Raw genomic sequence first — 15,710 nt, 5'->3', positions numbered from 1 at the left:
CACAAACACCTCAATATATTGTTTATTTAATTTATAGACATAATACAATATTGTTTGGTATTATTCAACTTCCAAAATTACAAATAACATTAGATCGCAATAAAAAAAGCCGCCCGGAACCTCCAAGCAGCCGTATCGACACCAATTAAGCCGCCTCCCGCCTGTCTTTCGGCAGCAGGATGGCCAGCAAGCCCAGCAGCGGCAGCGCGCTGCACAGCCCCATCACATAGGTCAGCGTATGCGCATCCGCCAAGTAGCCGAGCACGACGGCTCCAAGGCCGCCCATGCCGAACGCGAGGCCGGTTATTAGGCCCGAAGCCGTGCCCACCTTGCCCGGCATCAATTCCTGCGCGTAGACGACGCTCACCGAGAAGCCCGATTGCAAAATAAAGCCGAGCAGCACGATTATCGGATACACCCACTCCAGCGGCAAATGCGGCAGCATAAGCGCGAAAGGCGCCGCTCCGACAATGGAGATCAGCATCATCTTCTTGCGCCCGATCCGATCGGCCAGCATGCCGCCGAAGAACGTGCCGGCCACGCCCGCCGCCAAGAACAGGAACAGCGGCACCTGTGCGGCCTTAATGGATAGCCCGTACGTCTCTTCCACGTAAAATTGATAAAAATTGCCGATGGCCGCCCCATACCAAGAGCGGGCGAATACGATCAAGACGAGGATGCCGAGCGCCATGGCGACGACCTTGGACGCAAGAGGCGGTCTGGCGGCACCCGCCGCTTTCTTCTTCAGCTTGCCGTCATGCGCGGCCAGCGATTCCTTGTACCACGGAACGACCTTCATTAAGATGATGATCGCCGTAGCCGCAAGCGCCATCCCCCAAGCCGCGCCCTTCTGGCCGAGCGGGATGAAGATCGCCATCGTCATGAGCGGGCCGAGCATATGCCCGAAGTTGCCTCCGACCTGGTAAATGGACTGCGAGAACGCGCGACGGTTGCCGGCCGCCAGATGGACGACGCGGGAGCCTTCCGGATGGAACACCGCCGAGCCGAGGCCGACGAAGACGACCGCGAGCAGCAGCAAATAAAAATTCGGCGCGACCGCAAGGCCCGCCATGCCGATCATCGAGGAGAACATGCCGACCGGCAGCATCCACGGCGACGGCCTCTTATCCGAAATCAACCCGACGACGGGCTGCATGACGGAAGACGTCATATTCAGCGTAAAAGCGATCCAGCCGATCTGCGACAGACTCAGGCTCAGCGAGTCCTTGAGCACCGGGAACAGCGCCGTTACAACCGACTGCATCATATCGTTCATCAAGTGCACCGAGCTAATGGCGATCAATATCGCGTATACGGTCGCCGATCGTAAAGCTTCTGTCCTCGCGCCGACGGCCTTCAGTTGTGTGGACATGTTAACAGGACCTGCCTTTCAAATATGCGAAAAAATACCTCGCGTCCGCAGAGCGGATCACGCAGGCGAATGGGCTCTTCCGAACGTTAAGCATACCGGGCTCGGCAGCTTGAGCGCCTGTCCCGTCGGCGAAAGCAGCCCGCTGTCCCCGTCGATGCGGAACGTCGCCACCGTTCCCGTCTTCTGATGGGCGGCCAAGAGGTACCGGCCGTCCGGCGTAATCGCGAAGTTGCGCGGCGTCTCTCCCCCGCAGTGGATGTGCTGGATCGGCGTCAGCTCCCCGCTTGCCGGGTCGACCGCGAACGCGGCGATGCTGTCATGGCCGCGGTTCGAGCTGTACAAGAAACGGCCAGACGGCGCAAGATGGAGATCCGCCGCGTCGTTGCGGCCGTTATAACCGGACGGCAGAGCCGGCACCGTCTGTCCTGCCGTCAACGTCCCTTGCCCGGCGTCCAGCTTCAGCACCGTTACCGTCGAATCCAGCTCGTTCAGGACGTATGCCGTGCGGAGCTCCCCATGGTAAGCCAGATGCCTCGGCCCGGCGCCGCGACGCACCTTGCAGCTGCCCTTCCTCGCAAGCTCGCGGCTCTCCGCGTCGTATCGATAGACGACGACGGCGTCGAGGCCCAGATCCGCCGCGACAAGCCAGCCCGTCTCCCCAAGCGGCATAATGCTGTGCGCATGCGCCGTATCTTGCCTGGCCGTGTTCGGTCCAAGCTCGCCTTCATGCGCATGAACGGAGGCAGCGGCCTCAGGCATGCCCTCGGCCGTAAGCGGAAGCGCGGCCACGTTGCCGCCGGTATAGTTCGCGACGAACAAAGCCCGGCCCTCGGCATCCGCGCTTATGTAGCAGGGATGTGCGCCATGCGTCAAGAAGCGGTCGCTCCGCGCGCCGAGCAGTCCTGTGGCGTCGTCGATGTCGTATGCGACGACGGAGCCCCCGGCCGCGCCCTCCGTCGTTCCCGTCTCGCTGACCGCGTACAAGCGGCGGCCGTCCGGATGGAGCGCCAGGAAGGAGGCGTTCTCCAGCCCCGAGACGCGCTGCAGCACGCTCAGCTTGCCCGATTCCCCGTCGAAGGCGCAGACGTGAATCGTCTCGTCGTCCGCCCCGCCGTACGACCCGGCATACAATAGCCCGCTGAACGGCGGTCGTTCATTTGCTTGGCTCATTAGTTTCCGACCTTTCCTCGATTAATTTGGCATTAAGTCGACCATAGCACAAGCCGGTTCACCCCACAATGTCTTTTTTTCGGGCCAAAAATAAAATACTTCACAAAAGCTTTTGTGATATGTTACAATGTAAGCGCTAACAACAAATGTTCACTTTTCTGAAAGGGGAGTTTTGAGATGGTGAATGTGGTTAAGAGCGAACGCAACGTGTATGAGGATTTTGATCTGGAGTCGGATGTGCTGTACTTCAAAACCGGAGTTCAAGGACTCGTAAGCTTCCATGGCAGGAACTATAATATAAAGAAAAGAATGACTGCCGAGCAGCTTCAGCAACTGACAACCGAGAGAGGCTTCTTCCAAATCAGCTCGAACTGCTACGTGAATATCGCAAAAATCAAATCGATCGCAGACGGAACGATCTACTTCGGCTCCGACATCGCCGAATCGAAGCGGGTAACGGTCAACCGCCGCAAGCAATACGTCATTCAGCAGCTGTTCTCCCAGCGCTCCTCGAACAAGGATTTGCGCATTACGCCGTAATGTAGTCTGCGTGAACAAAACAACCGCCCGATTCCATCCGATGGAATTTGGGCGGTTGTTTGTTTGTCCGCGTCCTGCTATTCTTAGGTGGAATATGATTTCATTAGGAGGATGATCATGGCAACGCAAGCGCAAGCATTCGAACAAGCATTTCATGACGAGCAAGCCGTCTGGCTGCGGTGGGGCGATTACGAAGCGGCGGTACTGCCGAACGTAGGCGCGAACCTTATCGCGTTCCGCGACAACGCAAGCGGCTTTCGTTTTCTTCGCGAGCCTTCGGCCGCAGAGATGAACGGCTTCCGGGCGAATCCGGGCATTCACGGCATTCCGGTCCTGTTCCCGCCGAACCGTTACGAGGACGGCACCTTTACGTGGAACGGCCGCACTTATACTTTCCCTGTCAACGAAGCCAAAACCGGCAACCACCTGCACGGTTTTTTCCATACGGCGGTTTGGAGCGTCGAGGATTTCGGCACGAACAAATCGGAAAGCTACGTCTCGCTCAAAATTTCGATCGACGAGACGCATCCGATCTATCAATACCTGCCTCATCGCTTTACGATCAAGCTTCGTTACGCGCTGAACGAGACGGGCTTGCTCCAGCATGTATCGGTACATAACGAAGGCACGGACGCCATGCCGTGCATGATCGCCTTCCACACGACGGTCAACGCGCCGTTCGCGCCGGGAAGCACGTCCGACGACTGCCGCTTCACGCTCACGACCGGCAAGCGCTGGGAGCTCAGCGAGCGCATGCTGCCGACGGGCAAGCATCAGCCGCTGAAGCCCGAAGAGGAAGCGATGAAGACGACCGGCATCTCGCCGTTCTGGGAGCCGATGGACAACCATTATACGACCCAGCCGCAGAACGGCCGCAACGCAATGGAGCTGACCGACACGCGCATCGGCGTAACGCTCGTATACGATATCGGCACCGCTTACAAGCAGTGGATGATCTGGAACAACAACGCGACGCCGGGCTTCTTCTGCCCCGAGCCGCAGCTGAACCTCGTCAACGCTCCGAACGTGGACTTGCCGGCCGACGAGATCGGCCTCGTCGCGCTCGAGCCGGGCGGCATCTGGGAAGAGACCAGCCGTCTGTACGTTAGAAAACAAGCTTAATCGGCTTCGCCGGAGAAGGAATAGCGGCCCCTGGCCGCTATTTCTTTTTTACTGTAAGAATCCTTCACTCGGCCCGCCTCAAACCGTGACTATTGTCGAGAAACAAGTTAAAATGGAAGCATCACACGCAATAGGTCGAACCGGGAGGAGACGACGATGCGACAGCCTTATTGGAAAGCCATAATAACCTTCGCCATGATGACGATCATCGCAATGACGGCGGCGTCTCCCGTTGCGGAAGCCGGCTTCTTCGACCGGGTGAAGGACATTTACAATACGCCGGATAAGATCAGCGAGCTGGAGGCGCAATATTTGGAGGCGCAGGCCGCGCTCGCCGAGCAGCAGCGGCAGATGGAAGCGTCGCTTGCGGAAGCCGAGCGCCGGCAGCGGGAGCTCATGCAGCAGAACGAGCAGCTTATGGCGCAGAACGCAAGCTTGCAGGCCGAGATGGAGCAAATGAAGCAAGATCGCGGCGCCTGGATCACGAGGCTGATTCAAATCGGCGTCATCGTCGCCGTCCTATTGATCGCTTATATTTTATCCATTCGCATTTGGCGTTATGTGGTATGGCGCAAGCAGCGCGCCGCCGCCGGCGGTCAGGGACTTGGCGGATGAACATAACCGTCCCCGTTCAGACCGGGCACGTTCACGTTGCGCTCGAAGAAGCGGACAAGCTTCACGTGCTCCATCCGAAATCGATCATCGCCTATCAAGGCGAGCCGCTAAGCCGCGAGGACCGGTTCATGGATTTGGCCGGCATGTACCGCAAGCGGCGCTGGATCCGTTCCCTGCTGACCGGTCCTTCCGAATTCATTCTCGGCCTGCCCGCGGGCTGCACGCTCGAGACGGTCGACATCGGCGAGCAAAGCGACCTGCTGTTCGATTTCCGCCACGTCATTTTTTTCTCCGAAGGCATGCGGCTGAAGCCGGTCATCCAGAAGCTGAAGAACGTCTGGATCACGAAGGAATTGGTGCGCATGCGGTTCTCCGGGCCGGGCAGGCTCGGCCTCATTACGGCCGGAGACATGAAGGCCATCCAGCTTCATCCGGACCGTCCGCTCTACGTCGAGACCGGCGCGCTCGTCGCCTATCCCGAGCATGCGACGATTCGGCTGTCCGTTTACGGCAACAAGCTCGCGAGCCAGCATATGAACGTGCAGTGGGAAATCCGCGGACGCGGCCCCGTATTGATCCAAACCGGCTCGCGCGACGCGGAGCTGGAGGAGCAGCTGCAAAGCGGCGGCTTCGTGAAGCGGATACTGCGTGAACTGCTCCCTTTTGGGGGCATATACATCAAATAAAAAAGAGAGGCCGGCCTGCCGTCGACGACGGAGGCCGGCCGCTTCTTCGTTAAATCCCCTTGAACGAGAAACGATGCGTATAGGTTTGATTCGCGTAAAGAATGTAATCCTTCTCGGGGAGCTGGCCCCAGCTGTCGTGCCCGCCGACGCCCGTCTGCTTCAAATTTACGCGGACGACCGTCTTGCCGCTTGCCGGCAGCTTGTGCACATGGTCGTGCGCCTCGAGTTCAAACGGCGTATAAGGAAGCGCGTTAAGCTCAAAATGCGGCGCGCCCTTAAGCCGGATGCCTTCTCCTTGCGCATTGGTTACCTCGGCGCTGCGAACGCCGGTCTTGTTGCCGCATTCCTGCGGACGGATGTAAGGCACGAGCTGATCCCGAACCGTGCCGGCATATCGTCCAAGCTTGCCGCCCGACTGCCGGTCCCAATACGTCTCGTCCGGTCCATTCCCGTACCAGCTGAGCCGATCGAACTGCGCAGGCATCTGGAACAGCATGCCCACTTCCGGAATTTCCGGCAGCCCGGCGCCCGGCTGGAGCTCCTCGCAGATGCCGATTTCGCCGTCGCCTTGAACGGTGTAGACAACCGTGAGCAAGGAGACGGCCGTCGTCGGCAGACTGTAATCCGCGCGTACGGTAACCCGGTCCGCCCCGATCTCGCAAGCGAGTCCTCGCAGCAGCCGTCCTGCTCCCGCTTCGCGCCAAGTCGCGCACCGTTCATGCTGCTTGTTACCGCGATCGTTGTCGGTGTAAGCCCGCCAGAAGTTCGGCGCCAAGCCTTGCGAGAGGCGCTCCACGCCGTCCCAGACGTAGGACGTCAAGCTTCCGCTCGCCTTGTCGAACCGGACCGCGAAGCGCTCGCCGGTCACGACGATCGCATCGGCGGCTTCCTCCGCCCGCACCTGGGGCTTCGTCTCCGCCCGGCGAACGGAAGCACGGACCGGCGCCGGCAGCACGAACTGCCCGAAGGCGATCTCATGTCCCGCCTCGGCCCATCCCGTCGACTCCTTCAGCAGGAGCCGCACGGTCAATACCGCTTCTTCGTCCGCGCTCTCAAGCAGAGGCAGCGAGTAAGGCAGGCTTACCGTTTCTTCCGATTCCGGCGCCGCCGAAGCGGTGGTCGTCCCTTCCTGCACGACCGCGCCGTCGATCGCGACCTCCCAGGCAAGCGCGTAGCTATCCAGCGGGGTGAACAGATGACGGTTGGTCACCTTGATCGCTCCCCCCGCAAGGTCGGCCGCTTCGAACTTCGCGTTCTGGTATACTTTCTTGACCTCCTGAAGCTTGGGCGATACGGCGCGGTCCGCGAAAATAAGGCCGTTGCCGCAGAAGTTCCCGTCATTCGGCGAATCGCCGAAATCGCCGCCATAGAGCATTTTGACCGTGCCGTCCTCCTCCGTCACGCGAATCGCCTGATCGATCCAATCCCAGATGAAGCCGCCCTGCAGAATCGGGTATTTCTCGAAAACCTCCCAATAGACGTGCAGGCCGCCGCAGGAATTGCCCATCGCATGGCTGTATTCGCACAGGATGAACGGCTTTTGCGGATTGCTCCTTGCATATTGCTCGACGCCCTGCGGGTTCGTATACATTTGGCTTTCGATATCCGACGCCGCTTCGGAAGGCCGGAAGTGGAAGACGCCCTCGTAATGAACGACGCGCGTCGGGTCGGCTTCGCGGAGGAAATCATGCATTTTGATAAAATTGTCCCCGCCGAACGATTCGTTCCCGAGTGACCAGATAACGATCGAAGGATGGTTCTTGTCGCGCTGAAGCATCGAGTTGCACCGGTCAAGGACAGCCTCCGTCCACTCCGTCTTGCTGCCCGGCACCGTGTCGCCTTCCTCCTGCTGGCCGTAGGACCACGATCCGTGCGTCTCCAGGTTCGTCTCGTCAATGACGTACAAGCCGAATTCGTCGCAAAGCTTGTACCAAATCGGATGATTCGGATAGTGGGAGGTGCGCACCGCGTTAATGTTGTGCAGCTTCATCAGGCGGATATCCTCCCGCATGTCCTCCTCGGTAACGGCCCGGCCGGTATCGCAGGAGAACTCGTGGCGGTTCACCCCCTTGAACATGACGCGCCGGCCGTTAATCCGCATCAGGCCGTCCTTGATCTCGAACTTGCGGAAGCCGACCTTGCAGCCGATCGCTTCGAGCAGCTCTCCGTTCTCCGCGACGACGCTCAAAATTAACGTGTACAGGTTCGGCTGCTCCGCGCTCCACTTGAGCGGATCGCTTACGGCGCCCCGCAGCCGCACCGAAGTCAGCTCTTCCCCTGCCGCCGCCGTCTTGACCGACAGCGGCGACTCGAACACCGCCCGGCGCCCGGCATCGTACAGCGCCGCTTCGACCGTGACGCCGCCAAGCTCGCGTCCGAAGTAGTTCAGAAGCTTCGCGTCGATGACGAGCTCGGCGTCCCGGTAAGCTTCGTCCAGCTCGGTCTTTACGAAAAAGTCGTAAATATGCGCCTCCGGCACCGTGTACAAATAGACGTCGCGGAAGATGCCGCTCATCCGCCAGAAATCCTGGTCCTCCAGCCAGCTCGCGTCGCACCAGCGGTACACCTCGACGGCCAGCTTGTTCTCGCCTTCAATCAAATACGGCGTAAGATCGAACTCCGCGGGCGTGAACGTATCCTCGCTGTAGCCGACGAGCTCGCCGTTCAGCCATACGTAGAAGGCCGACTCCACGCCTTGGAAGCTGATGAAGACCGGCCTCTCCTCCCAGCCCTCAGGCACCGCGAACGTACGGATATAAGAGCCGACCGGATTATATTCCGTCGGTGCGAAGGGCGGCTTCAGCTCCTCCTTGCCGACCCACGGATACGTAATATTCGTATATTGCGGATAATCGTAGCCCTGCAGCTGCCAATGGGCGGGAACCGCGATCTCGTCCCAGCCGCTGCTATCGTAACCGGTTTCATAAAACTGCGCGATGCGCGCTTCCGCGTTCGGGGCGAAGGCGAATTTCCACATCCCGTTAAGCGATAAGTAATTGGGCGACCGGCGCGGGTCTCCTTCCCATGCTTCGTCGACCGTATCGAAAGGCATCAGCGTAGCATGCGCTTCCATCCGGTTCAGTTGGTAAATTTCCGGGTTATTGTTCCACTCCGGATAGCCGTTGGCCGGCGGCGAATAGACAAGCTTCTGTCGCATGGATAAGCACCTCACTGGAAAATGATGATCACGATATTCATATTATAATACAAGCCGATCCCGTATTTAATGATATAATTTTCATATTTTCTATAATAATTTTCACATCCGAAAAAGGTAGATAGGCCCTTGCCGGACCGACTGCCGCCAACATTCCCCGAAGGGGGAGAGCCCATGAACAAGCGATTGAAGCGTCTGGTTAGCTGCGAAGCATTGGCGGCTTTCCTGACGGTAACGCCCGGCCTTGCCGCTACATATAACGTGTAACAATGGGACAATCTGTGGCTCCCCCTTCCTCGGCACCTCGCCACAAATCGGCGATACTAATATCAAAATTTGAAACAAAATCGAGCTTAGCTCCTATCCATCACAATTTAGTTTCAATATTTGAAATTATACGGTAAATTTCGAGCCATTCCGATCGAAACTAACCATTTTAGTTTCAAAATTTGAAACTAGATGCCCAATTTGCTTTCTTCCTTTGCTCTTAGGTTCAATTTTTGAAATTAAATCCCGTGAAAGCGCAAGCAATCGAGCAATCGATCGACTCTTCGGGAACGACAGATAATCGAACCAGAAAACGTGTGATGGGGAAATACAGCTTACTCGGAGGATATGTAATGTCCATTCGAAGCGAGAAACCGAAGACAGCGTTACCAGGAAAACAACCAAAATGGCCAAAACGTCCAATAGTCGTCCACGAAGACGACTGCTACGATTCCGATTAAAGCGCCAACCCCTGCAAACCAATAAGTATGCGCTCTCCTATTTATCCGGCCCGAAGAAAAACCGATTGCCAACGCTAATGGGATAAAGGTTAAACCAACCGTCAGCTGCCCGATCGAAAAGCCTGCCATAAAACTGAAAACATAAATGGAAATAGCGGAAATCCAGTAAAAACGAGGTCTGCCGATGACAGCTAACAGGAAGGTTACGATTGCGATCGCCAAGGCCGAAAAGGCGATTACAGAAAAAATAGCCATTTGATTTCCCTCCTCGCACTCAAAAAGCGCCGAATACTAGACCATTATAGCACAGGACAATACCATTTTTGCCCAATAACGACCGAACATCTCCGCACAAAAAAAACAGCCCCAAGGTAGCCGTTAAGCCGCCTTGGAGCTGTTCTTCATGCTAATCAAGTAATAGATGGATTGCAGGGTCCCTTCCCCGTCCTATATGGCAGGCATGACGTTGCCGCCGTTGACCGGAATGTACGCCCCGGTAATGAAGCTCGCCAGATCCGAAGCGAGAAAAGCGACCGAGTTCGCGATCTCCTGATCGGTGCCTCTCCGCTTAAGCGGCACGTGCTGCGAATAGCCGGCATTCTCCTCCGTATGGTTCGCGCGGTCGCGGTCGCTGATCGTCCAGCCCGGCGCGATCTGGTTCACCGTAATTTGATGCTCGCCGACTTCCTTGGCCAGCACCCGGTAGACGCCGTCCATGCCGCGTTTGCCGGCCGTATAGGCGGACTGGTTCGGAAAATTCTGCATCGCGCATTCCGTGTTGATGCCGATGAACCGGCCGCCCCCCCGCTCGATCATCGCCGGAATGAACGCTTTGGCCAAGTAGACGCTCTGCATGACGCACGATTCGAATTGGCTGAAATAATCGGAGGGCGACTGCTCCAGGACGCTCGTCCACTGGTACTGAATGACCGCGTTCGCCACGACGATGTCGACGTGGCCGAGCTCCTTCGCCGCCTTCTCCTTCATCGCCAGGATGTGCTGCTCGTTCGTCACGTCCGCCTGCGCGATGATCGCGTTGCGGCCGAGCGCCGTTATTTCCTGCCGCAGCTCGTTCGCCTTCGCTTCGTTATGGTTGTAATGAAGCACGATGTTGGCGCCGCACGCGGCCAGCGTACGAGCCATGACGCGGCCCAGATCGCCGGTCGCTCCGGTAATGAGGGCGGTTTTATTCGACAAGTCGATTTGCATGCCATCCGTCACCTTTCTTCTTATCCATGAATTTGTAATCTATTTCATTATTAATGATGCGGCCAAAAAGTCAATCGATAGGACTAAAACGTGCGATAGAACATTGTTGCGCTGTCTTTCTCCGGAATCGGCAGCCGCTGCAGGACCGGAAGCATTTGCGGAAACGCCTTATGCGGCTCCCGCTGGTACCAATAAGCGACCGACGAATAATCGTTGGATTGCGCGTTGCCGTGGCCGTGCTCGATGCTGAAGCGGAGCGACTTGCGGAAAATAATCGGATCGACGATATGGAACCGGTACTGCGTTATTTTTCCGGAATAGTCGTTAAACGAGATCGTGTTGCTTTCCCTCCATGCGTCGCCGTTCTGCCGGATCGGCGCATAGAGCGATACGCCGTGGTACGGGCTGTCGTATTTGCCGGACGGGTACCCCCATGCCGCGCAGAAGTAATCCTCCGTCCCCGTCCCGTGCAGGCGCGGCGGCCAAGGCTCGCCGTCGATGAAGAACATATCGTCCCCTTCGCCGGGCCAGCTGAAGCCGGGCATCGGATTAAGATGGTCGATGCTCAGATTGCAGCCGACGTAGTGCCCTTCGCCTTCCGCGTCGAGCAGCACGTAATTGTCGTCGCCGGTCAAGTTTTTCAGCTCGTATACTTTTTGGTCGGAGTAATCGGATTTGTCCTGCAGGTCATGCTCGGCTTTCAGCTTGGCCAGGTCCGCGAGCCCTTTCGTCGGGTTTTCCCTGCGCCAGGAGGCATGGAAGTAGAAGGAATCGCCAGCTACCGGTTTTTCCACGTAATCGACGTAGTCATACAAGACGATATCATTCTCGCATTCGTTGACGATTTCGAGCTTGGCGCTCTTTTGAAACGGCATTTCGAAGAAGCAGTTCATCGCCGCTTTATCTTCGATGACGCCCTGCGTCGTAATCATGTTCAGCGGCATCGAGACGTAGTGGCTGGCTACGCCGTGCCCGACGCCGAAGAAATCCCCGACCGGCGATTCGACGCTCGGCTCGTTCTCCTCGTCCCAGAACATGCGGATCAGCACCTTTCGGAACGCATATTTGTCCCTCGAGGCAATCGTCATCCAAATGTGCTGAATGACCCCGGAGCCCTCGATCTGCGCGATCGTAGCCGTCCGACCGGCTCCGATGACGATAAAATCCCGATTGCCGCCTGTCGTATCCCAGCTCGACTGACGGCGTGAAGTTCCATCTTTGCGCATGTACAGTGCTTCCATCGCGGTCTCTCCTTTATTTGGATACGGCGAAGGGCCGGCCGCGCAGGCGGCAATGCCTGCGGGCCGGCCCTTTCCGCCCCTATTCCTTCTCCTCCGGCGGCAGCAGCACGATGCGGCCGTCGCCCAGCTCGACGCGGAGCTTGTTGGAGTTCTTCACGCCGATCGACTCCAGGTAGCCGGACGGCACCTGCAGGCGGCCGGCTTTGTCGAGGATCGCATATTCGACGTGGGAGCTCTCTTCCTCCTCCTCCTCAAGCTCCGCGAGCTCCTCGGCGTACGACCGCCTGCGCAGCATCTCCGAGGAGATCTTGCCGTCCCGGATCGCCGCGACGCGGTCGACCTTCTTCGCAAGCTCCGGATCGTGCGTCACGATGACGACCGTAATGCCGATCGTCCGGTTCAGCTCGCGGAACAGGTCGAGAATTTGGTTCGCCATCCGCGAGTCGACCGAGCCGGTCGGCTCGTCGGCCAACAGCAGCTTCGGATGGTTGGCGAGCGCGATCGCGATGGCCACCCGCTGCTGCTCGCCTCCCGATAGCTCGTACAGCTTGTTCTTCGCCCGATGGCTGAGGCCCACCGCGTCCAGCAGCTCCTTCGCCCGCCACCGCTTGCGGCTTCCCGTGAGCAGAATCGGCAGCTCCACGTTCTCCTGCGCGGTGAGATACGGGATCAGGTTGCGAGCGTTGTTCTGCCAGACGAAGCCGACGCTTTCCCGCTTGTAGCGGACAAAATCGCGCTCCGTGAACTTCAGCATGTCCCGGCCGTCCACCGTCAGCTTGCCGGCCGTCGGCCGGTCCAGGCCGCCCAGCATGTTCAGCAGCGTCGACTTGCCGCTGCCGCTGTTGCCGATGATGGCCATCAGCTCGCCGCTTTCGATGTGAAGATCGAGGCCTTGCAGGGCGAATACTTCCAAATCGGCCGTTTTGTATATTTTGACAAGCCCTTCGCAATGGATCATCCGTCAATCCTCCCCCAGCTTGATCGCTTGATGAATGCGCAGTCTCGAGAGCATGTAAGCCAGAATGCCGAGCCCTACCGCCAGCATGAAGCCGACAAGCGTATAGATGCGCGTCAGGTCGTCCGGATCGAACATGACCTGGAACGGAGGAACGAGGCTGCTCGGATTGAACGCGATTTGGAAATTAGGCACGTACAGCAAGCTCGCGATATTGCCGACCAGAATGCCGATCAGCACTGCGACGCCCGACGTCAGCACCTGTTCGACCGCCAGCATCCCGATCAACTGCCCGAACGAGAGACCGATGGCGCGCAAAATGCCGTTCTGCAGCGTGCGCCCGCGCAGCGACAGCACCCAATACAAGAGGAAGCCGATGAAGCTGACGAGAATCGACAGGACGAAGCCGAGCGTCAAAATGCCGTTAAGCGCCATCAGGAACGGGTCGTTCTTCGCCTCGACGAGCTGCTCCCTCGTGTTCACGATGCTCGTAATCGGCAGGTTCGACTCGGTCAGTCCTTCGTAAAATTGCGCCGTCGTCGCCTCCGGCTTCAGCTTGATCCAGACGTCGTACGGCTCAAGCGCGAGCTGCACCTGGATGCGCGGCAAATGGCCGACGATCAGCATCGGAGCTCTGCCGGTCGAGTCTTCTTCGCTTACGTTGACGCTGCCGACGGGCGGATTCGGATTGAACGTCGGGAAATAGTCGATGACGCCATACACCTTGAACGGCTGCTGCGGCACGTCGCTCCAGCCGACCCATATCGTGTCGCCCGCCTTCACCTTCTGCTGGTCGGCAAGCGTCTTGGATATAAGCACCGCCTGGGAATCGGATGCGATCAGGTTCAAATAATCGTTGATCGGATAATCGAGCAGGCTGTCCCGGAACCACGTCGAAGCGCCGAACTCGTCCGTGTCGATGCCCATAAGGGTAGCCGCGCCGCTGCCTTCGTTCACGCTGAACGATGCTTCCTTGGTGAACACTTTGGCCGCGGACTCCACGCCCGGAAGCGTCCGGAACGGCTCGAACGCCGGTTCGAGATAATGGATGACGTCGGGCACGGCGGCCGTCTCCCCGCCGGGCGCTCCCGGCGGCAGCGGAGGCGGCGCGTCGTTGATCCACTCCGCCTTCAGGACGATATCCGCGCCGTTCCCGTAGCGGATGCGGTCCTCCGTATTATTGTTGATCGTCCTCGCCGCCGAAGCGCTGAATACGCCGGTTGCGATCGTCATGATGAGGAAGATCATCAGAAACTGGTACTGCGTGCTGGACCGGCCGACCTGGATGAGCGTCGCGTATACGGACGGCGGCCACCACTTCTTGCCGACCCAGTAAACGAGCCGAAGCACCCAAGGATAGAGCCGGAGCAGCAGCAGCCCGCCGCCCATGACGAACAAGGCCGGCACCACGAACTGCAGCGGATCGATGTTCAGGTCGGTGGCGTTAAGCCCGAGGCTTTGCAGGTCGGCCAGCCGCTTTCTGAACGTGTACAGCCCGTAAATGGCTAGCGCCAGGGCGATCACGTCGAGAAACATTTTGTGCCAGAGCGGCGATTTGATTAACCGCGCCATCTGCTGCTTGTGGCCGACAATCGTTACGCGCGTAGCCATTATGATCGGAATGATCATAATGACGAAGCATGCGCCGGCGGCGATGGCGCCGTAGCGGTAAGCTTCCGCCGTCAGGCGCACGGGCAGGGCAACGCGCTGCACGAATGCAAGGAAGCCGTTCGACGCGCCGAGCACCTCGGTAAGCACGACGCCGAGCAGCGGTCCTACGCCTAAGGCGATGCCGCACAGAATGACGCCCTCGACCGCGTAAGAAGTCACGATCTGCCAGCGCGCCGCGCCGCGGCTGCGCAGGACGGCGATCTCGTTCTTCTGCCGGTCGGCGATCAGGTTCGATACCATGAACATGTAGAAGCCGAGCATAATGAGCACCGGAACGTTAAGCGACCACATCAGCGTGCGGAGCTGGTCGGCGCGGTCCATATATTTGGCGATCGTGTCGAGCGCCGGCGTCTCGGACACCGTCTGGTACATCGTCACCTGGTTCAGCAGGACGTTGCGGAGCTTGTTCGTCGTATCGATAAAATCGTCGATGAACCGCAGCTCGAGCTTCGAGTAGTCGAGCACGAAAAACCAGCCGACCGACGCGATCGGGAATCGGCTCTCCTGCAGCAGCGCCTGCTTGGCCACCTTGTCGTTCATGACGAAGCTCGCGCTGAGCTCGCTTAAATCCGAATCTCTGAAGTAAGGATCGTCGTCCTGCTTCTTCTCGAATACGCCGACGGGCTTGAACTTCATTTCCCCGGCTATCTTCTCGTCGGCGACGACGTATTCCGAGTCGATCACGGCCTTGAATTGGACGAGCGCCCGCTCGGTGACGAGCACCTCGTACACGCCGTCCACCGGCTGCGTCTCCGCCGGCATCCTTCCGTCCGTGAGCTTGATATGATCCTCCAGCTCGGAGAAGGAGCGGATCGTCATCGTTTTCAGCGACGATTTCGACTCCGGATTCGGGTCGTTCACCGCGCGGATTTTCATCGATTTCGATTGATAGTCGTTGACAAGCTCCTGCACCGGAATTTGAAAGCTTGCCTGCGCCGTGTTATGGGCGTACCGGTCTACCCGCTCGAAAATTCGGTTCATTTCCTCGGGCGTTTCTTTCGTATAAAAAAGCTTGCTGTACTGCGAGCCCGGATAGACGCCGCGGTCGGTCTGCATCTTCTCCAGGTCCTTCACCAGCATCCGCGACAATACGGCCTCGGAATAAATCGGCATGCTGCTGACCAAGGCGACGGATATGGCCAGACCGACGAACAAGCTGGCGACCAGCCACTTGTTCTGCACCATTTTGCGAATAATCATGACAAACAAAGCCACTCGATAACCTCCCAAGCGTAAACGGCCGG

General features: G+C 58.3%; 12 protein-coding genes. 4 read left to right on the top strand and 8 right to left on the bottom strand.

Annotation, left to right across the window (positions count from 1 at the left end; all coding sequences use genetic code 11):
• Positions 1–145 precede the first annotated feature (145 nt).
• Positions 146–1,372 (bottom strand): MFS transporter, encoded by a 1,227-nt coding sequence (locus IDH41_RS04865; protein WP_190858814.1) that lies wholly within the window; start codon positions 1,370–1,372, stop codon positions 146–148.
• Positions 1,373–1,429: 57 nt separating this feature from the next.
• A complete protein-coding gene (locus IDH41_RS04860; protein ID WP_190858813.1) occupies positions 1,430–2,542 on the bottom strand; it encodes a lactonase family protein in 1,113 nt (370 codons plus the stop codon).
• Between the two features lie 177 nt (positions 2,543–2,719).
• Here IDH41_RS04860 and IDH41_RS04855 point away from each other — a divergent pair, with 177 nt between their 5' ends.
• From IDH41_RS04855 to IDH41_RS04840, 4 genes are all read left to right on the top strand, one after another.
• Entirely contained in the window at positions 2,720–3,082 is a 363-nt protein-coding gene (locus tag IDH41_RS04855) for a LytTR family transcriptional regulator DNA-binding domain-containing protein (RefSeq protein ID WP_190858811.1), read from the top strand.
• Positions 3,083–3,199: 117 nt separating this feature from the next.
• On the top strand, positions 3,200–4,204 hold the full coding sequence (locus tag IDH41_RS04850) for an aldose 1-epimerase (protein WP_190858809.1): 1,005 nt from the start codon (positions 3,200–3,202) through the stop codon (positions 4,202–4,204).
• A 156-nt stretch (positions 4,205–4,360) separates the two neighbouring features.
• Positions 4,361–4,819, top strand: coding sequence for a hypothetical protein (locus IDH41_RS04845; RefSeq protein WP_190858808.1), 459 nt, complete (start codon positions 4,361–4,363; stop codon positions 4,817–4,819).
• Positions 4,816–5,505 (top strand): AIM24 family protein, encoded by a 690-nt coding sequence (locus IDH41_RS04840; protein ID WP_190858806.1) that lies wholly within the window; start codon positions 4,816–4,818, stop codon positions 5,503–5,505. The genes IDH41_RS04845 and IDH41_RS04840 overlap by 4 nt, the downstream gene beginning before the upstream one ends.
• 49 nt (positions 5,506–5,554) lie before the next feature.
• Here the strand turns inward: IDH41_RS04840 and IDH41_RS04835 are convergent, their stop codons facing one another.
• The 6 genes from IDH41_RS04835 to IDH41_RS04810 form a co-directional block, all read right to left on the bottom strand.
• Positions 5,555–8,662 carry a glycoside hydrolase family 2 TIM barrel-domain containing protein gene (locus tag IDH41_RS04835; RefSeq protein ID WP_190858804.1) on the bottom strand — a complete coding sequence of 1,036 codons (3,108 nt, stop codon included), beginning with the start codon at positions 8,660–8,662 and terminating at the stop codon, positions 5,555–5,557.
• 653 nt (positions 8,663–9,315) lie between these two features.
• Positions 9,316–9,645 carry a hypothetical protein gene (locus IDH41_RS04830; protein ID WP_190858802.1) on the bottom strand — a complete coding sequence of 110 codons (330 nt, stop codon included), beginning with the start codon at positions 9,643–9,645 and terminating at the stop codon, positions 9,316–9,318.
• Positions 9,646–9,837: 192 nt separating this feature from the next.
• The gene (locus tag IDH41_RS04825; RefSeq protein WP_190858801.1) at positions 9,838–10,599 is read right to left on the bottom strand and encodes an SDR family NAD(P)-dependent oxidoreductase; all 762 of its coding nucleotides are present in this window, start codon (positions 10,597–10,599) and stop codon (positions 9,838–9,840) included.
• Positions 10,600–10,682: 83 nt separating this feature from the next.
• Positions 10,683–11,840, bottom strand: a complete 1,158-nt coding sequence (locus tag IDH41_RS04820) for a glycoside hydrolase family 172 protein (RefSeq protein ID WP_190858799.1) — start codon at positions 11,838–11,840, stop codon at positions 10,683–10,685.
• A gap of 79 nt (positions 11,841–11,919) precedes the next feature.
• Positions 11,920–12,798, bottom strand: coding sequence for an ABC transporter ATP-binding protein (locus tag IDH41_RS04815; protein WP_190858797.1), 879 nt, complete (start codon positions 12,796–12,798; stop codon positions 11,920–11,922).
• A 3-nt stretch (positions 12,799–12,801) separates the two neighbouring features.
• On the bottom strand, positions 12,802–15,681 hold the full coding sequence (locus IDH41_RS04810; protein WP_317890680.1) for an ABC transporter permease: 2,880 nt from the start codon (positions 15,679–15,681) through the stop codon (positions 12,802–12,804).
• Positions 15,682–15,710 lie beyond the last annotated feature (29 nt).

Origin of the sequence: Paenibacillus arenilitoris (genome assembly GCF_014705655.1) — a bacterium.
Taxonomy (GTDB): Bacteria; Bacillota; Bacilli; order Paenibacillales; family Paenibacillaceae; genus Pristimantibacillus; species Pristimantibacillus arenilitoris.
This window is presented reverse-complemented; position numbering and strand designations above follow the sequence as displayed.